The following is a 225-nucleotide window of genomic DNA, read 5'->3' on the forward strand; positions in this document are numbered from 1 at the left end:
TGGAAGTTCGCGACCTGCTGTCCACCTATGACTTCCCAGGCGACGACACTCCGATCATCATCGGTTCGGCTCGTATGGCGCTGGAAGGCAAAGACGAAAACGAGATGGGCACTACTGCCGTCAAGAAACTGGTTGAAACTCTGGACAGCTACATCCCAGAACCAGTTCGTATGATCGACAAGCCATTCCTGATGCCAATCGAAGACGTATTCTCGATCTCGGGTC

General features: G+C 52.9%; 1 pseudogene. It reads left to right on the plus strand.

The window, feature by feature from the left end:
- Positions 1-225, plus strand: a pseudogene (tuf, locus tag J5M57_RS29195) (elongation factor Tu); the annotation flags it as partial.

Source organism: Pseudomonas sp. 86_A, assembly GCF_017491705.1.
In the GTDB taxonomy this organism is placed as follows: domain Bacteria; phylum Pseudomonadota; class Gammaproteobacteria; order Pseudomonadales; family Pseudomonadaceae; genus Aquipseudomonas; species Aquipseudomonas koreensis.